Origin of the sequence: Streptomyces sp. NBC_00996 (assembly GCF_045162675.1) — a bacterium.
Taxonomy (GTDB): Bacteria; Actinomycetota; Actinomycetes; order Streptomycetales; family Streptomycetaceae; genus Streptomyces.
This window is the reverse complement of sequence record NZ_CP108723.1, coordinates 5,762,092-5,787,237: the sequence shown is the minus strand read 5'-3', so window position 1 is coordinate 5,787,237 and position 25,146 is coordinate 5,762,092. Positions and strand designations below refer to the sequence as shown.

Here is a 25,146-nt window from a genome sequence, read left to right as displayed (position 1 = left end):
CGTGGGCCGTCGAACCGCCCTGTTGATCGCGACGTACGCATACCAGGACGAAGGGCTACGGCAACTGACCGCTCCCGGGCATGACGCGGAGGCATTCGCCGAGGTTCTCCGTGATCCGGACATCGCCGGGTTCGACGTCGACATTCTCGTCAACGAACCGCACCACCGCGTCGGCGAGGCCCTCGGCGAACTCTTCCACAACCGCCGCCACGACGACCTCACCCTGCTGTACTTCACCGGTCACGGTCTCAAGGACGACGAGGGCCGGCTGCACCTCGCCATGGCCAACACCCGCCGTAACAACCTCATGTTCACCTCACTGCCGGCCGAACAGATCGACCGGGCCATGGCCGGCTGCATGTCACGACGCCAGGTACTGATTCTCGACTGCTGCTACAGCGGCGCCTTCCCGGCCGCCGCCCGGCTCGCCAAGGCCGACGGTGAAGTCCACACCTTGGAGCGGTTCCAGGGGCGCGGCCGCACCGTTCTGACCGCCTCCGACGCCACCCAGTACTCGTTCGAGGGCGATCAAGTACACGGCACTGCCCCGCAGTCGGTCTTCACCCGCCATCTCGTGCAGGGCCTGCGCGAGGGCACCGCCGACCTCGACGGCGACGGCAACATCACCCTCGACGAGCTGTACGCCTACGTCCATGACAAGGTCGTCGACGAGATGCCGCAGCAACGCCCCAAGAAGCAGGACAACGTCGAGGGCCGCATCGTCATCGCCCGGAACATCAACTGGACCCTGCCCGCCCATCTTCGGAACGCGCTGCGCAGCCCCATCGCGACGGACCGGCTCGGCGCCGTGCAGTCGCTCGCCCACCTGTACCGGGTCGGCAACGAGACCGTACGCCGACGCGCGGCCGAGGAACTGGAGCGCCTGGCGGACGACGACAGCCGAAGCGTCTCCAGCACAGCCGCCGCCCACCTCCAGGACCGGCCTGCCCCTGCCGCCGAGGACGACACGCCAAGGCCAACGCCCGCCCTCGCCACGGTCGTCTCCCCGCCCGCTGTACCTGGCGCAGGGGAAGCCCCGCCCGCTGTACCTGTCTCAGGGGAACCCGTGCCCCCCGCTCCCCCACGGACCCCCGGCACCGTACGGTGGAGTTTCCCGACCGGCGGCTGCGTGCAGTCCGTGCCGACCGTCGTGGACGGCGTCGTGTACGTCGGCAGCGACTCCGGCGTTCTGTACGCCCTCGACGCCGCCACCGGGCAGGAGAAATGGAGCCGCTTCCTCCAGGTCGGCGCCGTCCGGTCGGCACCGAAGGTCGACGGCAATCTCGTGTACGTCCCCGCGAACCGGAAGCTGTTCGCCATGGATATCCGCAGCGGACGGATCGACTGGGAGTCGGCCCTGTCCGGCCCGGCAACCGCGACGGTGGGGACGGCCGCCGACTGCGTGTACATCTGCAGCCTCAATACGCTGAGGGTGCTCCACGCCGCGGACGGCACCGAGGCCTGGGCGCGGGGCGGAGACGGCCTGCCGCGCTACCGGTGGGTGGTACTGGCCGGCCAGGTGGCGATCATCGGCAACAACAGCAGGCACGTGTACGCCATCGACGGCCTCTCCCGAAAGAGGAAGTGGCGCGCCCGCGTCCCCGCCGGCCCCGTCTCCGGCCCGACCGCCCTGGCCGGCGGGGTCCTCTACGTCGGGAGCAAGCACGGCGATCTGCACGCCCTCGACACGTTGACCGGAGCCAGGATATGGCTCAGCTCCCTCGGCAGCCCCATCCAGTCCAGCCCCGCGGTCGCGGACGGGACGGTCTTTGTCGGCAACGACGACGCCCGCCTGTTCGCCGTCCACGCCGCGACCGGAGACTGGAGATGGCGGTTCACGGCCGACGGACCCATCCGGTCCACGCCGATCGTGGCGGGCACGACCGTGTACTTCGGCAGCGACGACGGCAACGTCTACGCCGTGGACACCGCCACCGGTCTGGAGCGGTGGCGGTTCCCCACGGGCCGGCCCGTGCGGTCCTCGCCCGCCGTCGCGGACGGACTGGTGTACGTGGGCAGCGACAGCGAATTCCTGTACGCCATCGAGGCCGCGGACTGAACCACCGACGGATTCACGGATTGACCCACTCGGGTAGGGCGCAAGCCCTACCCGAGTGGGTCAAGTGGGTCCTACTTGATGCCGTTCGCGCTGCACGCCGCCTTGTAGCCGGCTGTGCAGATCTGCTTGACGGTGTAGATGCCGTCCTGGAGCACCGTGTCCTTGATGTTGTCCTTCTTGAGCGCGACAACGGGCACGAGCTGGGCCGGAACGTCCTTGTTCGAGGGGCTGTCGACCTTGTCGCGGGTGAGGGCGTCGAACTCGATCGAGCGGCCCTGGACCCTTGCCACGGCCATCTCGGCGGCCGCGGTGGCCTCCTGCGGGTACGACTTGTAGACGCTCATGAACTGGTCGCCCTTGAGGATGCGCTGCACCGCGTCGAGCTCGGCGTCCTGCCCGGTGACCGGCGGCACCGTGCTGACGCCCGCGGTCTTCAGGGCGTCGATGACGGCGCCCGCGAGACCGTCGTTGGCGGAGTAGACACCGGCGATGTTGTTGAGGCCGACCGCGGCGATCGCCTTCTCCATGTTGGCCTTGGCGTTGACCGGGTTCCAGTCCTTGGTGTCGTAGGACTTGGCGATGACGACCTTGTCCTTGAGTTCGGAGATGGCGCCCGACTTGAACTGCGCGGCGTTCGGGTCGGTGGTCGCGCCGTTCATCATGATGATCTTCTTCGAGGCCGAGTTGCTGCCCAGCGCCCCGACGAGCTCCTTGCCCTGGACCTCGCCGACGAGTTCGTTGTCGAAGGAGATGTACGCGTCGATCGGCCCCTGCGCCAGGCGGTCGTAGGCGATGACGGGGATGCCCGCCGCCTTGGCCTTCTGCACGCCGCTCGCGATGGCCTTGGAGTCCACCGCGTCCACGAGGATGACGTCGACCCTGTCGTCCACCATCTGCTGGAGCTGGGTGTTCTGCTTGGCCGCGTCCTGCTCGGCGTTGGCGTAGACGACCTTGCCCTTGTTGCTGGTGAGCTTCTCGACCTGCTCCTTGATGATGGGGTAGTCGAACTTCTCGTAACGGGTGTTCCCCTTCTCCGGGAGGAGCAGGCCCACCTCGATGTCGTCGCCCTTCGTGGGGCTGGCCTTGGTGTCGCTGCCGCCGATTCCGTCCACGACGCCGCAGCCGGCGAGGGTGACGGCCATGGCGGACGAGGCCAGGGATATGACGGTACGACGCAGACGGGTGTTACGAGTGTTCACATCAGGTGCCTTCCGGGCGAGGTTGCAGCATTGCGACCCAGGTGGCTGAAAGCCAACGCGGCGATCACCTCAGCGTCAAGGACTAGCCACTTAACGAGATGGCAACAGCGTTCCGTGTTCCCCAAGTGAACACGATGGGAAGAGGGTACGCCCTGCCTTCCAGCAATCCCCACGGCTTCACCTTCTGTCATCGACCGTCGTACAACCAACTCCCGTACCCGGAAGTCCTGATCGCCAACGGCTTTGCCGGCCGTTGACGATCAGGACTCCCGAAAGAACGCATGAACCCAGCCGGAGGAACGACCGCGGCGCTCTCCGCCACCCTCGTGCTCGCCCCCGCCGGCGGTCCGCTCACCGCGACCGGCACCCCTGCGCCCGCGGCGACGAAGTGCGCATCTCCCGCCCACAAACGGGAGTTCTTCGCGAACACCACTTTCTCGGGCACAGCGAAGAAAACGGACTGCGGCAGCGCGATCGACCAGAACTGGGGCACCGGCGCCGCCAGGGCAGCACGACCTGGACGAAGCTGACGACCACGACAAAAGGGGCCCGGAAAAATCCTCCGAGCCCCTTTCACGTGCGCGCGGGCGTCAGTCCGACTGCTGCTGCCGCTTCGGCCGCCACACCACGAGCGCGCTGGTCTGCTGGACCTCCTGGTACGGGACCAGGTCGCGGCGGTACGAGGCATGGACGGCCGCCTCGCGTTGCTGCATGGCGGCTGCCGCACCGTCGAGGGCCGATTGCATTTCCGCCACGCGGGACTGGAGCGCGGCGACCTGGTTCTCCAGCTCGATGATGCGCTTGATGCCGGCCAGGTTGATGCCCTCGTCCTGCGACAACTGCTGGACGGTGCGCAGCAGTTCGATGTCGCGAGCCGAGTAGCGCCGGCCCCGCCCGGCGGTGCGGTCGGGGGAGACCAGGCCGAGGCGGTCGTACTGGCGCAGGGTCTGCGGATGCAGGCCGGAGAGCTGGGCCGCCACCGAGATGACGTAGACCGGGGTTTCCTCGGTCAGTTCGTACGGGTTGCGTCGACGGCCGTCCATCACTCTCAAGCTCCCTTCGCGGCCTGGAACAGCTCCGCCCGCGGGTCCTCACCCGCGGTCGCCTCGCGATACGCCTCCAGGGCGTCACGAGCCTTGCCCGACATGTCCGTGGGGACCGCGACCTCGACGGTGACCAGGAGGTCACCCCGCGAGCCGTCCTTGCGGACCGCACCCTTGCCGCGGGCCCGCATCGTCCGGCCGTTGGGCGTGCCCGGCGGCAGCTTCAGGGTGACCGGCGGTCCGCCGAGCGTCGGCACCCGCACCTCGCCGCCGAGCGCCGCCTCCGTGAAGGTGACGGGCACGGTGACGGTGAGGTTGTCGCCCTTGCGGCCGAAGACCGGGTGGGCGCCCACATGGACGGTGACGTACAGGTCGCCCGCAGGGCCGCCCCGTTCGCCGGGAGCCCCCTTGCCGCGCAGCCGGATCCGCTGGCTGTCACTGACTCCGGCCGGGATACGGACCTGCATGGTCCGGGAGGACTTGGCGCGCCCCGACCCGTTGCACACCAGGCAGGCGTGCTCCGCGATCAGGCCGCGGCCCTTGCAGTCCGGGCAGGGGTCGGTGAGCGAGAAACCGCCGCCCGAACCCCGCGCGACCTGGCCGGTGCCGACACAGGTCGGGCACACGCGCGGCGTGCCGTTCTTGTCGCCGGTGCCCGAACAGGCCTTGCAGGGCGCCTGCGACGTCATCCGCAGCGGAACCGTCGCGCCGTCCACCGCCTCGGTGAAACTCAGCGTCACCTCGGTGTCGATGTCCTGGCCGCGCCGGGGCTGCGTACGGGTGCCGGTGGTCGCGCCGCCGCGATTGAACAGGCCCCCGAAGACATCACCGATGCCGCCGCCGAAGCCGCCTCCCGCGCCCTGTCCCTGGGCGCCGCCTCCGAAGAGGTCGCCCAGGTCGAAGTTGAAGGAGCCGCCCCCGGCGCCGGGACCCGGACGGAAGCCGCCGTTGCCGAAGAGGGCGCGTGCCTCGTCGTACTCCTTGCGCTTCTTGGGGTCGCCGAGCACGTCGTTGGCCTCGGAGATCTCCTTGAAGCGCTCCTCGGCCTTCGCGTTGCCCTTGTTGGCGTCCGGGTGGAACTCGCGGGCGAGCTTCCGGTACGCCTTCTTGATCTCGGCCTCGGTGGCGTCCTTGGGGACGCCGAGGACCTTGTAGAAGTCCTTCTCGATGAAGTCCTTGGTGCTCATCCTCAGCGCCCCTCCTCTCTCATGCGTTCAACGTCAGCCCTCGTCCGGGCCACCGCTCTCCTTGTCGTCGGCCGCCTCGGCCTCGTCGGCCTTGACGGTCTGCGCCCCCGGCTGAGGCTCGGCGACGGCCACCCGCGCGGGGCGGATGGTGCGCTCGCCGATGCGATACCCCGGCTGCAGAATCGCCACGCACGTCGTCTCGGTGACGTCGGGCGCGTACGAGTGCATCAGGGCCTCGTGGATCGTCGGGTCGAAGGGCTCGCCCTCCTTGCCGAACTGCTGCAGACCCATCTTCGCCGCGACGGTCTCCAGGGACTCGGCCACCGACTTGAAGCCGCCGACCAGTTCACCGTGATCCCGTGCCCGGACGATGTTGTCGAGCACGGGCAGGAGCTCGGTCAGGAGGTTCGCGATGGCGATCTCCTTGACCGCGATCCGGTCGCGCTCGACCCGTCGGCGGTAGTTCTGGAACTCGGCCTGGAGCCGCTGGAGGTCCGCCGTGCGCTCGTTGAGCGCCGTGCGTGCCTGGTCCAGCTGGGCCGTCATGCCGACCAACTGTGCTGCTGCGTCCCCGTCCGGGGCCGCCGCCCCCTCCGAAGAGGGGGTGGCGGTCTGCGGCTCGGCGTCGTCAGAGGTGGCGCCGGAGGGGACGTCAGGCTTCTCCTCGAAGCCCGGGGTCTCCTCCGTCACGCGGCACCGTCCTTACGGTCCTCGTCGACGATCTCGGCGTCGACGACATCGTCGTCGGCCTTGGCCTGCTCGGCACCCGGGGCACCCTCGGCGCCACCGGCGGCCTGCGCGGCCTGGGCGTCGGCATACATCGCCTGGCCCAGCTTCTGCGAGACGGCGGCGACCTTCTCGGTGGCTGTACGGATCTCGGCGGTGTCCTCGCCCTTGAGCGCGGCCTTCAGCTCCTCGACGGACGCCTCGACCTCGGTCTTGACCTCGCCGGGGACCTTGTCCTCGTTGTCCTTGAGGAACTTCTCCGTCTGGTAGACGAGCTGCTCGCCCTGGTTGCGGGTCTCGGCGGCCTCGCGGCGGGCGTGGTCCTCCTCCGCGTACTTCTCGGCCTCCTGGCGCATCCGGTCGACCTCGTCCTTCGGCAGCGAGGAGCCGCCGGTGACGGTCATCTTCTGCTCCTTGCCCGTGCCGAGGTCCTTCGCGGTCACGTGCATGATGCCGTTGGCGTCGATGTCGAAGGCGACCTCGATCTGCGGGACACCGCGCGGGGCCGGCGGCAGACCGGTCAGCTCGAACATCCCGAGCTTCTTGTTGTACGCCGCGATCTCGCGCTCGCCCTGGTAGACCTGGATCTGCACGGAGGGCTGGTTGTCCTCGGCGGTGGTGAAGATCTCGGACCGCTTGGTCGGGATCGTCGTGTTCCGCTCGATGAGCTTCGTCATGATGCCGCCCTTGGTCTCGATACCGAGGGACAGCGGGGTCACGTCGAGGAGCAGGACGTCCTTGACCTCACCCTTGAGGACACCGGCCTGGAGGGCGGCGCCGATGGCGACGACCTCGTCCGGGTTCACACCCTTGTTGGCCTCGTTGCCACCGGTCAGCTCCTTGACGAGCTCGGCGACGGCGGGCATACGGGTGGAGCCACCGACGAGAACGACGTGGTCGATCTCGGAGAGGTTGATGCCCGCGTCCTTGATGACGTTGTGGAACGGCGTCTTGCAGCGCTCCAGAAGGTCGGCGGTGAGCTGCTGGAACTGGGCGCGCGTGAGCTTCTCGTCCAGGTGCAGCGGGCCCTCGGCGGACGCCGTGATGTAGGGCAGGTTGATCGAGGTCTCGGTGGACGAGGACAGCTCGATCTTGGCCTTCTCAGCGGCCTCGCGGAGGCGCTGGAGGGCCATCTTGTCCTTGGAGAGGTCCACGCCGTGGCCGCTCTGGAACTGCTTCACCAGGTAGTCGACGACACGCTGGTCCCAGTCGTCACCACCGAGGTGGTTGTCACCGTTGGTGGCCTTCACCTCGACGACGCCGTCGCCGATCTCCAGCAGGGACACGTCGAAGGTGCCGCCACCGAGGTCGAAGACGAGGATGGTCTGGTCGTCCTTGTCGAGACCGTAGGCCAGGGCGGCGGCGGTGGGCTCGTTGACGATGCGCAGGACGTTCAGACCCGCGATCTCACCCGCCTCCTTCGTCGCCTGACGCTCGGAGTCGTTGAAGTACGCCGGGACGGTGATGACCGCGTCCGTGACCTTCTCACCCAGGTAGGCCTCGGCGTCACGCTTCAGCTTCTGCAGGATGAAGGCGGAGATCTGCTGGGGGTTGAAGTCCTTCCCGTCCAGGTTGATCTTCCAGTCCGTACCCATGTGACGCTTCACCGAGCGGATGGTCCGGTCCACGTTCGTGACCGCCTGGCGCTTGGCGACCTCGCCGACGAGCACCTCACCGTTCTTGGCGAAGGCGACGACGGACGGCGTGGTCCTGGCGCCTTCGGCGTTGGTGATGACGGTGGGCTCGCCGCCCTCCAGAACGCTGACGACGGAGTTAGTCGTGCCCAGGTCGATGCCGACCGCACGTGCCATTTCGATTCCTCCAGCAATGACTTGAGTGGAACGGACTCAAGTGTGCATGACGTCCGCCTCTCGGTCAACAGAGCTGAGTCGAGGGGGCTCAACTCTTATCTCTTCCTTACGCGCAAGAGGGGTCTGAACTGCGACTTTGCCGCCTCGAGTGGAGGATCTCAACCCCGCCCGGCGCCCATCAGCCCGCCCGGCGCTCGCGGACGAGGCCGTTCCGGCCGATACGGCGGCCTGGGGGCGCCGCATCCATGGGCGGCTTCGCCCCGGGCCCCAGGGGACGGAATGGGGTAGGGGCGGCGAGGGCGAGGAACCGGACGCACAGCCCCCACGACCGCGACAAGCGCGACGGCCCCCGCCACCCACCACGCGACCCCCGCCCCCACCCACCCCAGGTCGATGAGCAACCCCACCACCACCCCGGCGAACGCGGCGACCCCGATGACGACCACGGCCCCCTGCCGGGTCAGCCCGACCCGCCGCAGCCGGTGCACAAGATGGTCCGGCGCGGATCGCAGCGGCGGCCGCCCGGCGCGCCGCCGCGACACGAGCACGAGCACGGCATCGGCACTGGCCACCGCCGTCAGCGCGAACCCGCCCCCGAGCCCCGGCCCGACCTCCCGCCCGGCCTGCACCAGCACGACCGCCGAGGCCAGCACGAACCCGGCGAACAGTGCACCGCACCGCCCCGGCACGATCCGGGCCGGCGGCCATCCGTGCATCAGGAACCCGGTGAGTGCGGCGGCCAGCACGCTCAGCAGCGCCGCGAGTCCGTCCATGAGCTCGGCGGCGGCACACCCGCTGAGCGCGAAGGCGGTGATGACGCCGACGGTCCCCATCACCCCGTCGGCGTGATCGAGCGAGTCGAAGGCGTGCACGACGAGGACGATCCAGGCGACGGCCAGCACCCCGGCCGGCAGCCCGAGTTCGTCGTACGGCACGGTCAGCGCGGCGGCACCCACCACGCCGGCGACCCGCACCGCGAGCGGCACGGCCCAGAGATCGCCGGCCAGCCCCAGTACGGCGACCCCGATCGCGGCCATCAGCACCCGTTCGGCCTCCGGACCCAGCGGGGCGACGTCCGTCCAGTCCCCGATCCCGGCCACGAACGCCGTGCCGACGACGACGGCCACCCCGCCGAGCAGCGGAACCGGCCGCACACGGCGCCGCTCGACCACCCCGAGGCGTAGGGCGAACATCCGCAGCAGCGCGCTGAGCGCGGCGGTGAACAACAGGGCGGCCGTGGCGGCGGCGATTCCGTACAACACGTGGCTAATTTAGGCGTGAATGTCACAGTATTGTGCGAATAACACGATCGGGTTTACGTGTCGGGCCGCGAGCCCCCGCCGGGCCCCCGTGGAGACACCCGCTCAGGCGACCCTCAGCGACGCAGATCACCGCACCCCTGGCTACAGTGCGGCGCTAGAAGTGGGTAGTCTCAGACGGACTGCATAAGTTACCGCTTAGTAATCACCTTCGAGGTCACTCTCGGAGCAACACCTCGCAGGCCCGAGGAGCCCCCAATGCAACTCGCCGCGATCATCGTGTCGCTGGTCCTGACCGTGGTCGGCGTTGCGCTGCTCGCACGCGCCATCGGCCAGTTCGTCCGGTATTTCAAGCTCGGCCAGCCCGTACCCGCCGGCGCCCGGACCGACAACCCCTATCAGCGCAGCGTGACCCTGGTCAGGGAGTTCCTCGGCCACACGCGGATGAACCGGTGGGGCATCGTCGGCTTCGCCCACTGGTTCGTGGCGGTCGGCTTCCTCACGCTCCCGCCGACCCTGGCGCAGGCGTTCGGCCAGCTGTTCAAGGCCGACTGGGTGCTGCCGGTCATCGGCGACTTCGTGCCGTTCGAGATGTACACCGAGTTCATCGGCGTGATGACCGTCCTCGGCATCGTCGTCCTGATGACGATCCGGCTGCTGAGCCTGCCCTCCCGGGCCGGCCGCAAATCACGCTTCACGGGCTCCAAGGCCGGACAGGCGTACTTCGTCGAGTACGTCATCCTCACCATCGGCCTGGCCATCTATGTGCTGCGCGGCCTTGAGGGCGCGATCCACCACGTGGAGAGCTACGAGGCCGGGTACTTCGCCTCGTACCCGCTGGTCCTCGCCTTCAAGGGCCTGAGCGTCGCCACGCTGCAGAACCTGGTCTACCTGGTCGCGACGATCAAGATCGGCACCTCGTTCATCTGGATGATCGTGGTCTCGCTCAACACCAACATGGGTGTCGCCTGGCACCGCTTCCTCGCCTTCCCGAACATCTGGTTCAAGCGGAACGCGACCGGTGGGACCGCGCTCGGCGCGCTCCAGCCCATGACCTCCGGCGGCAAGCCGATCGACTTCACCGACCCCGGCGAGGACGACGTCTTCGGTGTCAGCCAGGTCGAGCAGTTCTCCTGGAAGGGCCTGCTGGACTTCTCCACCTGCACCGAGTGCGGCCGCTGCCAGTCGCAGTGCCCCGCCTGGAACACCGGCAAGCCGCTGTCCCCCAAGCTCCTCATCATGTCGCTGCGCGACCACGCGCACGCCAAGGCGCCCTACCTGCTCGCGGGTGGCGGCAAGGACATGGAGGGCAACGAGAAGGCCTCGGCCGAGGCCCTCAAGGACGTCCCCGCCGCCGCCCTCGCCGAGGCCGAACGCCCCCTCATCGGCACCGTCGAGGCTGCATCCGACAGCGGCTTCGCCGCGGGCGGCGTCATCGACCCGGACGTCCTGTGGTCCTGCACCACCTGCGGCGCCTGTGTCGAGCAGTGCCCGGTCGACATCGAGCACATCGACCACATCGTCGACATGCGCCGCTACCAGGTGATGATCGAGAGCGCGTTCCCGTCCGAGGCGGGCACGATGCTCAAGAACCTGGAGAAGAAGGGCAACCCCTGGGGCCTGGCCAAGAAGCAGCGCCTGGAGTGGACGAAGGAAGTCGACTTCGAGATCCCGGTCGTCGGACGGGACATCGAGGACCTGTCCGAGGTCGAGTACCTGTACTGGGTCGGCTGCGCCGGCGCCCTGGAGGACCGCGCCAAGAAGACCACGAAGGCCTTCGCCGAGCTGCTGCACATCGCGGGCGTCAAGTTCGCGATCATGGGCGGCGACGAGAAGTGCACCGGTGACTCCCCGCGCCGTCTCGGCAACGAGCCCCTGTTCCAGGAACTCGCCATGGAGAACGTGGCGGCCCTGAACATGGCGTTCGGTGAGGATGACGAGGACGAGTCGACCAAGAAGCCCAAGTCGGCGAAGAAGATCGTCGCCACCTGCCCGCACTGCCTCAACACCATCGGCAACGAGTACCCGCAGCTCGGCGGCGACTACGAGGTCATCCACCACACCCAGTTGCTCCAGCACCTCATCGACGAGGGCAAGCTGCTCCCGGTCACCCCGGTCGAGGGTCTGATCACCTACCACGACCCCTGCTACCTGGGCCGCCACAACAAGATCTACACGCCCCCGCGCGAGATCATGTCCGCCGTCCCGGGCCTGCGTCAGCAGGAGATGCACCGCCACAAGGAGCGCGGCTTCTGCTGTGGCGCCGGTGGTGCGCGGATGTGGATGGAGGAGCGCATCGGCAAGCGCATCAACAACGAGCGGGTGGACGAGGCCCTCAGCCTCAACCCGGACATCGTCTCCACCGCCTGCCCGTTCTGCCTGGTCATGCTGACCGACTCGGTCAACGGCAAGAAGAACGACGGCAAGGCCAAGGAGTCCGTCCAGGTCGTCGACGTCGCCCAGCTGCTCCTCGACTCCGTCAAGACGCCGGTCGACCCGGCGGGCGAGGCGGAGACGGAGAGCGCGCCGGAACCAGAGCCGGTGAAGTAGCCGGCCCGAGCGGTACGACCGACGCCCCCTGCCCCACCGGCAGGGGGCGTCGGTCGTACCCGGTCAGTTCAAGTGGTCCAGCCTTCGGCCGCGGCTCTCGGCGACGCGCGGAAGAGCTCATCCGAGCCGAGGTCGGCCTCGGCTCATTCGTCGCCGAGCGGCCGTCCGAGCCTTCCGAGCAGGGCTGGGCGCAGGCCAGGGTCCAGACCCCCGCGTGACCCATCCCGCAGGCCGCACCCCTTAACCCACCGGTCGAAATACGTGCATGATGACCCGCGTTGTTGTCTTCGGGGCGGGTGAGGTGCGCGGTGAGCGGGCGAAGAGCGGGAACGCGGGTGGCGGCAGCCCTGGCGGTATGCGCCCTCGGGGGCGGCCTTCTCGCTGCCTGCGGCCCCGGCACGAACGCCGGGGCGGCCAAGCGCACCCCGGCACACATCGCGGACGCCCCGGCCCAACTCCCCATCCCCCAGGGCAAGGGGAGCAAGGTCGCCGACGACTTCAACGGTGACGGGCACCGCGACCTGGTCCTGGGCGACCTCGTCAAGGAACAGAGCCACGCGGACGACGCGGGCATCGGCATCGTCTACGGTGGCGCGCGCGGACTCACGCCCGGCGCCCGGCAGTTGCTCAGCCCGAAGAAACAGGGCGCCCCCACCAAGGGCCGACTCCCCGCCGTCTTCGACGCGGAGGCGAGCTGCGACCTCGACAAGGACGGTTTCACGGATCTGGTCGTGTCGACCGACCCGCCGTACGACGGACAGGGGCAGCCGCCGGTCCCCCTCCAGATCCTCTTCGGCTCCCCGAAGGGCCTCACCGGCAGGGCGGTCAAGCTCGCCGTCCCCGCGCAGGCACGTTTCGGCAACGACTGGGCCGACCAGCCCGTGTGCGGCGACTTCGACGGCGACGGCGCCGAGGACCTGGTGGTGCACGCCTCGGCGGGCCGACTCAGCTATCTGCGCGGCCCGTTCAGCCGCAAGGGCGCCCCGCGCAAGGCCGGTGCGCCGATCCCGTCGCCGGGCGAGGTCCCCACGGGTCCGGCCGCCGACGTGAACCGCGACGGATACGACGACCTGCTCGTCCGTACGGCGCAGGGCGCGGGCAAGTCGGCCGTGGTCCTCGGCGGACCGAACGGCCCCGCCCGTACGGGAGTCGTCCTGCCGGCCGGCATCGACGTGGCGTTCGGCCGCTTCGGCAAGGGCAAGGCGCTGGACGCCGCGGTGGGCTCCATGGGCGGAACGTCACTGCGCTACGACCTCCCCGGCGCCGCGCGCGGCAGCGTCTCCATCCCGGGCTCGGTGCTCGCCTCCGGCGACTTCGACGGGGACGGTCTGAGCGAACTCGTCTCCAGCGGTACGGAGTTGCGGGTCCTGCGCGGCCGTACGGCCGGACTGTCCGCGGCGGGCATGGTGACCGTGAAGCCGCCGACCGAGGGCACCACCCGGGTGCTGACCGTGGGCGACTTCACCGGGGACGGACGTGCGGACCTGGTGGTGCGGACGTACCGGGGCGAGACGAAGGACACGATCGCGGTATACCCGGGGACGGCGAAGGGCCTGGTCGCGGTGGAGCCGACGGTCACCTTCTCCACCTCGGAGTTCCTGACGTCGTAGTGCCTCGGGGGCAGATCCCGCACCTACGGATCCTTCGGTACCGGCCTCATCGGCTGACCCCGGGGCGGCTGCGGCTCTCCTTTTTTTCCCGGGGCGTCGTCTTTCCCGGGGCGTCGTCGAGCTCCGGCCCGGCGCCCCACCAGGCTCAGGAATTTACCGAACTCACGTACAACCCTTACGCCCCGGCGAAGGTCTCCTGATCGCTGACCAACCCGTGAAGCCGAGGACAACTCCTGGCAAACACGGATGGTCCACACCCCATTGTCTGTGGATGTCCCGCCAGACATCCCCGCATGCCGCAGGAGAACCCCGCATGCACAAGCAGTACCCGCACCACCGGTCCCACCTGCGACTCGCCCTTGCGACGGCCACCGCGGCCGCGCTGACAGGCGGTCTGCTCACTTTCTCGGCCGCTACGGCGACCGCCGCTGACTCGTTCAAGACGGCGAAGGCCGACTTCAACGGCGACGGCATCGGCGACGTCGTCGCCTCGGCCCACGGTGCCTATGTCAGTGGCCACGCGGGCGCCGGCCAGGTCGTCGCGCTCTACGGCACCGCCACCGGCGTATCGTCCGCCAAGCGCTCCACGATCAGCCAGAACACCACGGGCGTCCCGGGCACCGCCGAGGCCGGGGACGGCTTCGGCGGTGAGACGGCGTACGCCGACTTCAACAGCGACGGGTACGACGACCTCGCGGTGGCCACCCCGTGGGAGAAGGTCGGCACCGACACCAACGGCGGCCTCCTGACGATCCTCTGGGGCTCCGCGAGCGGTCTCACCGGCAAGAGCAGCAGCGTCCCCGACCCGGCCCCCTCCTCGCACGACTACTGGGGCAAGGACCTGGCCGCCGGCGACTTCGACGGCGACGGCAAGGCGGACCTCGCCGTCGGCAGCTCGTCCAGCACGATCTACGTCTACAAGGGCGGCTTCACCACCTCGGGCACGCCGGGCGGCCGCTACACCATCAAGCCCCCGATCCAGTCGGGCTCCAACGACTACCCGTACGGCCCGATGAGCCTCACCGCCGGTGACGTGAACGGCGACGGCCGCACCGACCTGATCGTCGACGGCTACGAGACCCAGACCGACTACGGCTGGAACACCAACTACTACGTTCCCGGCACGGCGAGCGGCCTGGCCGTCACGTCCGCCCAGGCCCTCAAGCCCGGCATCATCACCGCGATCGGCGACATCAACGGCGACGGCTACGGCGACATCGTCAGCGGCGCGGGCTGGGACAGCAAGACCGCCGACGGCACGACCGTCCCGAGCTCCGCCGACGGCGGCAAGGTGAACATCACCTACGGCTCCGCGTCGGGTCCCGCCAACACCTCCGGCATCACCCAGAACACCGGCAACGTGCCCGGCTCCTCGGAGAAGGGCGACGGCTTCGGCTGGGACCTGGACATGGGTGACGTCAACGGCGACGGCTACCAGGACCTCGTCGTCAGCACCCCGAACGAGGACATCAACGGCGTCACCAACGCCGGCATGGTCACCGTCATGTACGGCACCTCGGCCGGCGTCAAGGTCTCCTCCGGCGCCCAGGCCTTCCACCAGAACACGGCGGGCGTCCCCGGCACCAACGAGAAGAACGACCTCTTCGGCGCCGACGTCAAGCTCGACGACGTCAACGGCGACGGCAAGGCCGACCTGCTCGTCGGCTCGTACGAGAACAGCGGCAACGGCGCGGTGACCTACCTGCCCTCCAACGGTACGACGATCACCACGAGCGGCAGCCGCACCGTCTCACCGAGCACCTCGGGCGTCTCGACAGACGGCACGCCGCAGTTCGGCGCCGTCTTCGCCGACTGAGCCGTACCCCTTCTGTTTCGCTGTTTTCGCCGGGCCCGTGCGGACGGGCCCGGCTTCCGCCCACTTGGAGCCCGCACCTTACGCAAGCGCACCCTCCTCCTGGCCGCCGCCACCCTGGCCGGCGGCCTCATCGCCCTCCCGGGCACCGCGTCCGCCGCACCCTCCGGCCTCGTCGGCGACTTCAACGGCGACGGCTAGACGGGACGCCGCCGCACCGGCCCCCAGCGCCATGGTCAGCGGACAGCGCGGGTTCGGTCGCCATCGCCTACGGCCCCTGAGGGTGCCCTCCGCGCGGCGGGCAAGCCGCTGGCCTCCCCCGGCACCGCCCCCGCCACCCCCGCCCTCGACGTGGACCACGACGGCTACGACGACCTGCTCGTGCGCGAGACCCTCGACAACGGGACCGCTTCGGCGTCGGGCGTCGTCTTCGGCTCCCCCACCGGCCCCACCCGGACCGGCTTCGCCCTCCCCGCCGGAGCCGACGTCGTCTTCGGCCGCGAAGAAGAACGGAGGGAAGGGGAGTGCCGTCGCCGCCGAGCCCGCCGTCGCCTTCTCCACCGCCGAGTTCCTGAGCCGGTGACGGCACAACCCTTCACCGACCTCACGAGTCACCCCCGAAACAGAAGCAGTGCCAGAAGTCCCACCACGCCTGGAGCACCGATGCGCGCACCCCGACCGATCACCGCCCTGGGCTGCGCCCTCCTGCTCCCGGCGCTGCTCGCGACCACGGGATGCAGCACACAGGACGACCCCCGGGACGACTCCTCGGACTCCGGCCACTCCTCCCGCCCCACCGCCGGGAAACCTGCCGCGCACCCCGACTCCGGCGACTTCAACGGCGACGGCTTCGACGACTTCACCGACATCGTGGAATCGACGTCCAAGGACAAGAAGAAGTACGCGGCGACAATGGTCGTCGTCTACGGCTCGCGCGAGGGCCTCGACACCGCGACGGCGCAGCGGACTTCGGCCGGCAGCCGCCCGTACGCCTCGTTCATGTCGCCGTCCCTGCGCGCCGACCTCGACGGTGACGGCTTCACGGACCTGGTCGGCAGCCGTGGCGCGGGCGGGACCGTGAGCGGCTCCTTCGCGTTGTTCGGCGGCGCGCACGGGCTGGCCGCCGCCCGGCGGCTCGACGTGCCCGACGGCTTCCGCCCGCTGGCCGCAGCCGACTTCGACGGCGACGGCTCCGTGGACCTCCTCGACGGCGGCCACGGCGGCTCCGGCGACCCCAACGCCACCGAGGCGGGCGGCGACGGCCTGCTCCTCTACGGCCCCTTCGACCGCACGGGAACACCGAAGCGCCAGGCCGTGCTCGACCTGGGCCAGCACGGCTACGCCACGCCCACCACGGCCACCACCGGCGACTTCGACGGCGACGGCAAGGCCGAGGTGGTGTTCACGTACTCCTTCGACTCCGAGGAGGACGAGTCCGCGCCCGGGGACCTGCACACCGTCGGCTCCTACGAGGGCGGTGAGCAGGGCCTGGTCCGGGACACCCGCCAGGAGAGCCGTATCGCGGCCGCGGTGGCGACCCAGGACGGCCCCCGCACCCCTGCGGCGGGCGACGCGGACGGCGACGGCCTCACGGACCTGCTGCTGCCCACCCAGCTCAGCGCGGCCCCCGCGGAGATGCCCGGCGCGGGCGGTGCGCTGACGATCCTCTACGGGGCGAAGTCCGGCCTGAACACGGGCCGGAAGGAGACCGTGATCGGCGGCATGGACACCGCCGACCGGCGCCGCATCGACTTCGGCTCGTCGCCCTCCGCCGGGGACGTCGACGGCGACGGGAAGCCGGACGTCGTGGTGGACACCCCGGGCTTCCGGCGCCACGACGGCAAGGTGACGCTGCTGCCCGGCGGACCGGACGGGGTGCAGTCCCTGGACGGCGAGCAGGTGGTCGACGCGGAGACCGAGGGGCTGCCCGGCACCCCGAACCCGTACTACTGGAACGCCTTCGGCCACCGGCCTCCGCTCCTCGACGTCGACGGCGACGACCACGCCGACGCGGTCGTCTTCGCGCCGCTGTACGAGAAGAGGAAGGGCGCGTATCTGGTGCTGCGGGGGACGGACACCGGGTTCGACGCGAAGGCGGTGCGGCTGTTCACGCCCGACGACGTCGGCGTACCGCTGCGGCTGAAGTAGCCGGGGTTCACCTTCCGGCCATCCGCGCACAACTCTTTACCGACGCGCGCCACGCGTCCCCGCATGCCGCAGGAGAACCCCGCATGCAGCAACTCCGACGGCGCGCTCCGGTCCCTCCGCGGCGCGTCCTCGGGCATCACCACCACGGGAGCGGTGTCCTACGGCCCGACCACGCTGGGCGTCTCGACAGCGGGAACGCCGAGGTTCGGGGCGTCCATCACCGGCTGAGGCGTACGTGACGTATGAGGATGGCGAGTCCGGTAGCGGTGGTGGTCCCACCACCTTGCCGGACTCTTCGCTTTCACACAGGAGAAGGGCTCCGCCATGGAACTCCCCGGAGGGCCCGTAGGGGGCGGCTCGCATCTCCCGTAGGGGATGTCACAGGTCGGCCCCAATGCCGGGCCCTTCACCCGGGCCCGGCACGCGACTCTGCGGGACCAGGTACGTTCGATGACGTGGCTGGATTCAGGATCGGACGCGGCGGCCGGGACAACCGTGCACCGCAGGCGCGACCGCAACAACACCGACCGTCGTACGGGCAACAGGCACCGCAGGGAGGCCAGCAGCCGCCGTACGGCTACCCGGCTGCGCCCTCGCAGCCGCAGTACGGGGGACAGCAGTACGGCGGTCAGCGGCCCTACGGCGGCGGTCAGCAGGGCGGCTGGCCCCAGAACGGCAACGGCGGCCAGGACGAGCCGGAGTACTTCGGCGACGGGCACCCGCAGCAGGGCCCGGACCCGTACGCGGCGAACAGCCCCGGCCACACCCAGGCGTTCTCAATCGGCGAGGACCCCTACAGCCAGGGCGAGACCTACCGCGCGGGCCAGGCGGCGGCCCCGCCGGTGGGCCCCCGCCTGCACTGGAAGGACCTGCTCAGGGGCATCGTCCTGTCCCCCGACCAGACCTTCCTGCAGATGCGCGACTACACGATGTGGGCCCCGGCCCTGATCGTGACATTCATCTACGGCCTGCTCGCGGTCTTCGGCTTCGACGGAGCCCGCGAGGACGCGATCAACGCCACCCTCTCCAACGCGATCCCCATCGTCCTGACGACGGCCGTCGCCATCGTCATCAGCACCTTCATCCTGGGCGTGGTCACCCACACCCTGGCCCGCCAGCTCGGCGGCGACGGGGCCTGGCAGCCCACGGTCGGCCTCTCCATGCTGATCATGTCGCTCACGGACGCCCCACGCCTGCTCGTCGCCATGTTCTTCGGCGGCAACGCGTCCTTCGTCCAGCTCCTCGGCTGGGTCACCTGGGTCGGGGCGGGCGCCCTGCTGACCCTCATGGTCAGCAAGTCCCACGACCTCCCCTGGCCGAAGGCGCTCGGCGCGTCAGCCATCCAGCTGATCGCGATCGTGTCGATCATCAAGCTGGGCACGTTCTAGTACTTCCTGGTACTTCCACCTAGTGCTTCCACACGCACGAGAGAGGGGCTTCCGGCACACCGCCGGAAGCCCCTCTCTTCGCGTTTCGCCACGTCAGGCGGCTCAGGAGGTGGTCGGCCACCGTGCCGTTCCGGTCGAGGCCACCTCAACCGCAGCAGGCTCTCAGCCGGAAGAAGTGCGCCCGGTCTCCGGGAGGATCTTGACCGGTCGGCGGGAGAATGAGGTGCCGGACTCGCTGTCAGGCGATGGCGTGCTCCGAGGTTCTGGGGTCTGGAGGTCATGGGACATGCAGTCTGTGACGTTCCGGAACGGGGTCGCGCCGCCGCCCCTGGATGCCGGGGTGGCACGGCCATGACGGCCGGTCAGCAGGCACCTCACGCTGCCCCGGGGGAACTCCGTCTACTGGCCGTCGATCTGACCGAAGCCCTCACCGACGTACACCGCGTGGCGGAGAGCCGGGGCGCCCGCCTGCTTGATCCCCCCTGGGACGACCCCGACGTCATCGACGACCAGGGCGACGCGGACGGAGGCGACGACGACCAGGATGGACCACAGCTCTCGGCCGAGGCATTCGGGTGAGCATTGCCACAGCCGCTCCCACACACCGCGACGCCGACGCCACCGAGCCCCATGATCAGCAGTGATCAACGCCAACCAGCCACAAGATCAGACAGCTGCTCGTGTGCCCTCACCTGCACATTTGCCAAGGTCAGCAGTCACACGCTACGCAGCCAGACCCATGCACTCGACGTTCACGAGATGGATGTTCTCGCAGTCGAGGGCGTAGGCGAGCCCGCCGGCGATGGACAGCACCATGTCGGGCTCGTACCCGTCGTCGGCGATGATCCGGGCGAGCTCGCGAACCGCGGCTCCGAATCCCTCGTAGGTGAGATTCTCACGCACCTGGGACACGCTCACGCCCTCATACCTGGGTCCGGTGGAAGTTGAGGAAGGACCGGGAGGCGGTCGGCCCGCGCTGCCCCTGGTAGCGGGACCCGTACCGGTCACTGCCGTACGGGAACTCGGCCGGCGAGCTGAGCCGGAACATGCACAGCTGCCCGATCTTCATCCCCGGCCACAGTTTGATGGGGAGCGTCGCGAGGTTGGACAGCTCGAGGGTGACGTGCCCGGAGAAGCCGGGGTCGATGAACCCGGCGGTGGAGTGGGTGACGAGCCCGAGCCGCCCGAGCGAGCTCTTCCCCTCGAGCCGCGAGGCGAGGTCGTCGGGCAGCGAGATGACCTCGTAGGTGGAGGCGAGCACGAACTCCCCGGGATGCAGGATGAACGGCTCATCGCCCTCGGGCTCGACGAGTCTCGTGAGATCCGCCTGCTCGATGGCGGGGTCGATATGCGGGTAGCGGTGATTCTCGAACACCCGGAAGTAGCGGTCGAGCCGCACGTCGATACTCGACGGCTGCACCATGGATTCGTCGTAGGGATCGATCCGGACCCGCCCGGCGTCGATCTCGGCCCGGATGTCCTTGTCTGAGAGAAGCACGTCCCGAGGATACGCAAGGCGCGCGGACCGGCCACAATCGTGACGGTCCGCGCGCCTGCCCACGTGGGCGTGAACGCTTCGTTTTCTGCCCCTAATGCTTTTCCAGCTCCACCGGAACAACGTTCCGGAGCCGCGCACACCGCGGACACCGGATCAACCGACCGGGACCGAGCCGCTCGGCCTGCTGCATCGGGAACGAAGCGGTGCTGAACACGTGCCCCTCGGCACAACGGACGACGGTGCGCTCCATCAAGTCCTCAGAGTCCCTTCCCCAAGAGCCTTCGTCAGGCACTGGCGTGACCGACGGCGAAAGCCACATTACGGGATGAAAGGTACGGCCCTCCAGGCGGCACTCCGGTCCCCCACGGACCCCTCCCGAGCCCCTACGGTACGCCCCAACTCCGGTCCCCCGCAGTCACATCCACCCTCCGAAACGCGACCGGGCCCCACGGCTTCCGCACCGGGGACCCAAGCATGAGGTAGAGTGAGCGAATATTCGACACCGGCCCAACCGGCGTCTTACGCGGGTGTAGTTTAATGGTAGAACATCAGCTTCCCAAGCTGAGAGCGCGAGTTCGATTCTCGTCACCCGCTCTTGAGAGAAACCCCAGGTCAGTTGCCCGGTCGGCATCCTGCTCATCGTGCCGCTCGGCGCCGCCACCGCATCCCGACAGCTTCGGCAAGCGCGTCTACTGCCAGTGAACGCCGCGCAGTTCCTGATCGACACCAGTGCCCTCGCCCGTCTGCTGCGCGGCGACGCCGAGCAGTACGGATGGGACCAGGCGGCAACCGCCGGACTCATCGCCACCTGCCCCATCACCGAGCTGGAGTTCTTCTACAGCGCGCGTTCCGCTTCCGACCGTACACAAGGCATCGAGGACATGCGCCTGCTCTTCGGCTGGGTGCCGGTCGATGACCGCGTCTACGACCGCGCCTGACAGGTCCAGGAGTTCTTCACCCAGCGGGGACAGCACCTCAGCGGTGGGGCCGTCGACCTGTTGGTGGCCGCCACGGCCGAGTTGCAGGGACTGACTCTCCTGCACCGCGACCGGGACTTCGAGTGCATCGCGGCCGTCACCGGCCAGGCACTCCAGTGGCACGGCCCCGAAGCCGGCAGAGGCAGAGTGTCGAAGGTCGGCTGTTCCGAGGAGCCGCGAGGCCCAGGTCAGCAGCCAAGTGACCTACCTGGAAGGCGCCAACGTGTCGGCGGGAATGGTCTGCTCCGTCCAGATGGTCTTGCCGGTCGTCGTGTGGCGGGTGCCCCATCGCTGGGCGAGCTGGGCCACGATCAGCAGGCCCCGCCCTCCCTCGTCGGTGGTCCGGGCATGGCGCAGGCGCGGCGAAGTGCTGCTGGCGTCGGAGACCTCGCAGATCAGGCCGCGGTCCCGGATCAGGCGCAGACAGACTGGTCCGATCGCATGGCGGATGGCGTTGGTGACCAGCTCGCTGACGATGAGCTCCGTGGTGAAGGTGAGATCGTCCATGCCCCACTCCGCCAGCTGCCGGACGGCGAGGGTGCGGGCGTGCGCAGCAGCGGCCGGGTCGCTGGGCAGGTCCCAGGAGACGACATGGTCGGGAGCCAGGACGTGGGTCCGGGCGAGGAGCAGGGCCACGTCGTCGGACGGCGGACCCGTCAGCAGGGCATCGACCGCGCCCCGGCCGATCTCCTCCAGCGTCGGCCCGCGCACCGCGAGGGCGTCGCACAGCAGGGAGAGCCCGACGTCGATGTCCCGGTCGTAGGTCTCGATGAGGCCGTCGGTGTAGAGGGCGATGAGGCTGCCCTCGGCCAGCTCCACCTCGACGGATTCGAAGGGGAGGTACCCGAGGCCGAGTGGTGGTCCGGCGGGCAGGTCGAGGACGGCGACGGTACCGTCCGGGCCGACAGTCACGGGCGGGAGGTGACCGGCCCGGGCCAGCGTGCAGCGTCTGCTGACCGGGTCGTACACGGCGTAGAGGCAGGTGGCCCCCAGGAACGCGGTGCCCGCGGTCTCGTCCCCGTCCTCCGCCGGCTCCTTGTCGCCGTGCGCTCCTATGAGGCCGATGGCGAGGTCGTCCAGATGGGCCAGCAGTTCGTCCGGGGGGAGGTCCAGGTTGGCGAGCGTGCGTACCGCGGTGCGCAGGCGCCCCATGGTCGCCGCCGCGTTGATGCCGTGTCCGACGACATCCCCGACGACCAGTGCGACCCGGGCTCCGGAGAGCGGAATCACGTCGAACCAGTCGCCGCCCACACCGCTGGGGGCATCCGCCGGCAGGTACCACGACGCCGCCTCCAAAGCGGACCCTCCCGTCAGCTCCTGCGGCAGCAGAAAACGCTGCATGGAACGGGCCGCGGTGCGCTCGCGGGTGAAGCGGCGCGCGTTGTCGACGCACACCGCCGCGCGGGAGACCAGTTCCTCGGCGAGGCGTACGTCGTCGTCCTCGAAGGGGCCGAGACGCCGGGACCGGGCGAACGTCGCCACGCCCAGGGTGACGCCGCGCGCCCGCACCGGAACCACCATCAGCGAGCGGAAGTCGAACGCGCGGATGGAGGCGCCCAGGGACTGGTCCTCGGTCACCCAGGCGCTGGTGGAGGGGTCCAGGATCCGTTCCACCAGGGTCCTGCTCTCCAGCAGGCAGCGGGTCACGGGCGACGAGGGAGCGCGCCGTACCGTTTCTCCCACGGCCAGACTCGCCTCCGGACTGCCCTCGCGCACCGACTGCTGCCCCGCGCGGCGAATGACGGGCGTCATGCCGACCGGTCCGGGGGCCGGCTCCTCGCCCCTCATGACCGAGTCCAGCAGGTCGACGGCGACGAAGTCGGCGAGAGACGGCACGGCCTCGTCGGCCAGTTCCTGCGCGGTCCGCGTCACATCCAGCGTGCTGCCGATACGGGCACCGGCGTCGTTCAGCAGGGCCAGGCGTTTCTGGGCCCGCCGGCGCTCGGTGACGTCGATGACCATGTACCAGATGCCCACGTCCCGGCCCTGGCGGTCCTTCATGGCGAAGAAGGAGGCGGAGGACGCGCGTTCGCGGTCGGGGTCCGTGTAACCGGGGCCGCGGAACTCGTAGTCCATCACCGGGGCCCCGGTCTGGAGAACCGTCCGCATCTTCTCCTCGAAGGCCTCCGCCTCCAGCACCGGCAGCACGTCCTTCACCTGCCGTCCCAGCCGTTGTCCGAGGGGGATCAGGCGGTCCAGCGGCTCGTTCACCCAGACGTACCGCAGGTCCGTGTCCAGGACGGCGATGCCGACCGGTGCATGGGTGAGGAACGGCGCGAGCATCAGCTGGTTCACCCCGCCGCCCGGCATCCGCCAGAAGGCCCGTTTCGGCGGACGGCCGACGAACCTGCCGAAGACCAGTGCGGCGACCGTGGCGGCCAGCACGCCCGGGACCATTTCGTAGATGCCCGACTCGAGCGGCCCGAGCAGTGGATTGATCTTCTTCCAGAGCAGCACCGTGGCCGCGCCCGACACGATCCCGGCCATGGCCCCCGCCCAGGTCATGCGCGGCCAGTACAGCGAGAGGAGGACGACCGGCCCGAAGGCGGCTCCGAAGCCCGCCCAAGCGTAGGCGACGATGCCCAGCAGCCCACCACCCCTGAGCGCGATCACGAAGGCCACCAGGATCACCACGACGACGGCGCCGCGACCGACCCACACCAGCGCCCTGTCCGAGGCACGCCGGTTGAGGAGCGCGCGGTAGAAGTCCTCCGTGAGAGCGGTGGAGGACACAAGAAGCTGGCTGTCCGCTGTCGACATGATCGCGGCCAGTACGGCGATCAGCATCACCCCGGCGATCCAGGGATTGAGCAGCGCCCGGCTCAGGACGATGTACACCGTGTCCGGGGCACGGAGCGGCGGGCCGAGCCGCCCGATCCCGACGAGGCCGACGAGCGTGGCACCGCCGAGCACGACGATGACCCAACCCGTTCCGATACGGCGGGCCGCGGGGATGGCACGGATGCTGCGGATGCCCATGAAGCGAGCCAGGATGTGCGGCTGACCGAAGTAGCCGAGGCCCCAGGCGAGCAGCGAGATGATCGCGACGGCACCGAGTGACCCGCCTGCCGACCACCGGCCGTCCGTGTAGTCGATCTCGGCCCCCATGTCCAGCAGACCCGGCGCCTTGTCGTCGAGAGCGTCGCGCAGTGCCCCGAAGCCGCCGAGCAACCCGACACCGACCAGGGGGAGCACGAGCAGGGCGAGGAACATCAGCACGCCCTGCATCACATGCGTCAGGCTCACGGCGAGGAAGCCGCCCAGGCCCGAGTAGATGACGATGACCAGGGCGGTCAGGGTCACCCCGAGCCCGAAACGGATGCCGAAGACCTGCTCGAACAACAAACCGCCGGCCACCAGCCCGCTGGCGACATAGACGGTGAAGAACACGAGGGTGACCGCCGCCGAGGCCATTCTGAGCATCCGGGTGCGGTCCTCGAACCGCTCCTCCAGATAGGCCGACAGGTTGACGGCGTTACCGGCGTGCTCGGTGTAGGTGCGCAGCCTCGGCGCGACGAACAGCCAGTTGAGGTAGGTGCCGGCCACCAGGCCGACGGCGATCCAGCTGGCGCCGATGCCGGCCGCGTACACCGCTCCGGGAAGCGCGAGGAACAGCCAGCCGGACATGTCGCTGGCCCCTGCGGACAGGGCGGCGACGAACGCGCTGAGCCGGCGGCTCCCCAGGGCGAAGTCGGCGAACGTGTGAGTGCGGGTGTACGCCCAGACACCCGTTCCGATCACGGCGGCCACATACACGAGGAACGTGGTCACGATCGGCGCACTCAAGTCGAACATGGTGTCCTAGCCTGCGAGGTTCCTGAGCACGGGCGCGACCGTCGGCACGCCTGGCAGCCATGTGTGTCCTGACGTATAAATGT

General features: G+C 69.5%; 18 protein-coding genes, 1 tRNA gene and 2 pseudogenes. 11 read left to right on the top strand and 10 right to left on the bottom strand.

Features of this window, described 5'->3' with window-relative positions; genetic code table 11:
- The first annotated feature begins 1 nt into the window (after nucleotide 1).
- On the top strand, nucleotides 2–2,059 hold the full coding sequence (locus OG390_RS27185) for a PQQ-binding-like beta-propeller repeat protein (protein WP_406171860.1): 2,058 nt from the start codon (nucleotides 2–4) through the stop codon (nucleotides 2,057–2,059).
- 71 nt (nucleotides 2,060–2,130) lie between these two features.
- Here the strand turns inward: OG390_RS27185 and OG390_RS27180 are convergent, their stop codons facing one another.
- Nucleotides 2,131–3,258, bottom strand: a complete 1,128-nt coding sequence (locus tag OG390_RS27180) for a sugar ABC transporter substrate-binding protein (RefSeq protein ID WP_406171858.1) — start codon at nucleotides 3,256–3,258, stop codon at nucleotides 2,131–2,133.
- Nucleotides 3,259–3,539: 281 nt separating this feature from the next.
- Here OG390_RS27180 and OG390_RS27175 point away from each other — a divergent pair, with 281 nt between their 5' ends.
- Nucleotides 3,540–3,788, top strand: coding sequence for a hypothetical protein (locus OG390_RS27175; protein ID WP_406171856.1), 249 nt, complete (start codon nucleotides 3,540–3,542; stop codon nucleotides 3,786–3,788).
- Nucleotides 3,789–3,848: 60 nt separating this feature from the next.
- Here the strand turns inward: OG390_RS27175 and OG390_RS27170 are convergent, their stop codons facing one another.
- From OG390_RS27170 to OG390_RS27150, 5 genes are all read right to left on the bottom strand, one after another.
- Nucleotides 3,849–4,301, bottom strand: coding sequence for a heat shock protein transcriptional repressor HspR (locus OG390_RS27170; protein ID WP_406171854.1), 453 nt, complete (start codon nucleotides 4,299–4,301; stop codon nucleotides 3,849–3,851).
- A gap of 5 nt (nucleotides 4,302–4,306) precedes the next feature.
- Nucleotides 4,307–5,488: a molecular chaperone DnaJ gene (gene dnaJ / locus OG390_RS27165; RefSeq protein ID WP_406171852.1), complete on the bottom strand. Its 1,182-nt coding sequence runs from the start codon at nucleotides 5,486–5,488 to the stop codon at nucleotides 4,307–4,309.
- A 33-nt stretch (nucleotides 5,489–5,521) separates the two neighbouring features.
- A complete protein-coding gene (gene grpE / locus OG390_RS27160; protein WP_399075644.1) occupies nucleotides 5,522–6,178 on the bottom strand; it encodes a nucleotide exchange factor GrpE in 657 nt (218 codons plus the stop codon).
- The gene (gene dnaK / locus OG390_RS27155) at nucleotides 6,175–8,025 is read right to left on the bottom strand and encodes a molecular chaperone DnaK (RefSeq protein WP_399075647.1); all 1,851 of its coding nucleotides are present in this window, start codon (nucleotides 8,023–8,025) and stop codon (nucleotides 6,175–6,177) included. Before dnaK ends, grpE begins: the two co-directional genes overlap by 4 nt.
- 158 nt (nucleotides 8,026–8,183) lie before the next feature.
- Nucleotides 8,184–9,287, bottom strand: a complete 1,104-nt coding sequence (locus OG390_RS27150; protein WP_406171849.1) for an MraY family glycosyltransferase — start codon at nucleotides 9,285–9,287, stop codon at nucleotides 8,184–8,186.
- A 255-nt stretch (nucleotides 9,288–9,542) separates the two neighbouring features.
- Between OG390_RS27150 and OG390_RS27145 the strand changes: the two genes are divergently transcribed.
- The 3 genes from OG390_RS27145 to OG390_RS27135 all read left to right on the top strand — a co-directional run bounded on the left by OG390_RS27145 (nucleotide 9,543) and on the right by OG390_RS27135 (nucleotide 15,260).
- Nucleotides 9,543–11,834 carry a (Fe-S)-binding protein gene (locus OG390_RS27145; protein WP_406171847.1) on the top strand — a complete coding sequence of 764 codons (2,292 nt, stop codon included), beginning with the start codon at nucleotides 9,543–9,545 and terminating at the stop codon, nucleotides 11,832–11,834.
- A 335-nt stretch (nucleotides 11,835–12,169) separates the two neighbouring features.
- Nucleotides 12,170–13,444, top strand: a complete 1,275-nt coding sequence (locus OG390_RS27140) for an FG-GAP repeat domain-containing protein (RefSeq protein WP_406171845.1) — start codon at nucleotides 12,170–12,172, stop codon at nucleotides 13,442–13,444.
- A 313-nt stretch (nucleotides 13,445–13,757) separates the two neighbouring features.
- A complete protein-coding gene (locus OG390_RS27135; RefSeq protein WP_406171844.1) occupies nucleotides 13,758–15,260 on the top strand; it encodes an FG-GAP and VCBS repeat-containing protein in 1,503 nt (500 codons plus the stop codon).
- Between the two features lie 78 nt (nucleotides 15,261–15,338).
- Here the strand turns inward: OG390_RS27135 and OG390_RS27130 are convergent, their stop codons facing one another.
- Nucleotides 15,339–15,818 carry a hypothetical protein gene (locus OG390_RS27130; protein ID WP_406171842.1) on the bottom strand — a complete coding sequence of 160 codons (480 nt, stop codon included), beginning with the start codon at nucleotides 15,816–15,818 and terminating at the stop codon, nucleotides 15,339–15,341.
- A 102-nt stretch (nucleotides 15,819–15,920) separates the two neighbouring features.
- On the opposite strand from OG390_RS27130, the gene OG390_RS27125 reads away from it, so the two are divergent.
- From OG390_RS27125 to OG390_RS27110, 4 genes are all read left to right on the top strand, one after another.
- Nucleotides 15,921–17,405, top strand: coding sequence for an FG-GAP and VCBS repeat-containing protein (locus tag OG390_RS27125; RefSeq protein ID WP_406171840.1), 1,485 nt, complete (start codon nucleotides 15,921–15,923; stop codon nucleotides 17,403–17,405).
- Nucleotides 17,406–17,468: 63 nt separating this feature from the next.
- Nucleotides 17,469–17,633, top strand: a complete 165-nt coding sequence (locus tag OG390_RS27120; RefSeq protein WP_406171838.1) for a hypothetical protein — start codon at nucleotides 17,469–17,471, stop codon at nucleotides 17,631–17,633.
- A 227-nt stretch (nucleotides 17,634–17,860) separates the two neighbouring features.
- On the top strand, nucleotides 17,861–18,793 hold the full coding sequence (locus tag OG390_RS27115; protein ID WP_406171836.1) for a Yip1 family protein: 933 nt from the start codon (nucleotides 17,861–17,863) through the stop codon (nucleotides 18,791–18,793).
- Nucleotides 18,794–19,144: 351 nt separating this feature from the next.
- Nucleotides 19,145–19,372 (top strand): hypothetical protein, encoded by a 228-nt coding sequence (locus OG390_RS27110; protein WP_406171834.1) that lies wholly within the window; start codon nucleotides 19,145–19,147, stop codon nucleotides 19,370–19,372.
- Between the two features lie 165 nt (nucleotides 19,373–19,537).
- Here OG390_RS27110 and OG390_RS27105 read toward each other — a convergent pair.
- Nucleotides 19,538–19,705, bottom strand: a pseudogene (locus OG390_RS27105) (phosphoribosyltransferase); the annotation flags it as partial.
- A 10-nt stretch (nucleotides 19,706–19,715) separates the two neighbouring features.
- A complete protein-coding gene (gene dcd, locus OG390_RS27100; RefSeq protein ID WP_330306034.1) occupies nucleotides 19,716–20,291 on the bottom strand; it encodes a dCTP deaminase in 576 nt (191 codons plus the stop codon).
- 523 nt (nucleotides 20,292–20,814) lie between these two features.
- On the opposite strand from dcd, the gene OG390_RS27095 reads away from it, so the two are divergent.
- A tRNA-Gly gene (locus tag OG390_RS27095) sits at nucleotides 20,815–20,885 on the top strand.
- Between the two features lie 104 nt (nucleotides 20,886–20,989).
- Nucleotides 20,990–21,409, top strand: a pseudogene (locus OG390_RS27090) (PIN domain nuclease); the annotation flags it as partial.
- A 63-nt stretch (nucleotides 21,410–21,472) separates the two neighbouring features.
- Here the strand turns inward: OG390_RS27090 and putP are convergent.
- The gene (putP, locus tag OG390_RS27085) at nucleotides 21,473–25,063 is read right to left on the bottom strand and encodes a sodium/proline symporter PutP (protein WP_406171832.1); all 3,591 of its coding nucleotides are present in this window, start codon (nucleotides 25,061–25,063) and stop codon (nucleotides 21,473–21,475) included.
- Nucleotides 25,064–25,146 lie beyond the last annotated feature (83 nt).